Annotated in this window: 1 pseudogene; it reads right to left on the bottom strand. The window is 47.0% G+C overall.

The features are described from left to right. Positions 1–266, bottom strand: a pseudogene (locus ACX5KA_RS08690) (IS4 family transposase); the annotation flags it as partial.

A 266-nucleotide genomic window follows, 5' to 3' on the forward strand; every position in this document is an offset into this window, starting at 1 on the left:
CGACTATGGAGCTGTACCATTTGAGTGCAGTTTTCCACTGTCGCATAGTGAATCTTATTCGGCAAGCAACAGCTCTCAGACCGAGATAGTGGAATGACAGCACGCTTCTGGTGTCGGTATTAGCTTGGAAGCGCCGATGTTTATTCGAAGAGACGACTACCATACCCAATAAGATAGCAACCAGTGACGCTAACGTCGTCAGCAATACCAGGATTGTTAGACGCTGCTTTTTCACGCTTTTATTTTGCTCATAGCCAAGCCCGAAC

The organism is Alteromonas alvinellae, from assembly GCF_902705805.1.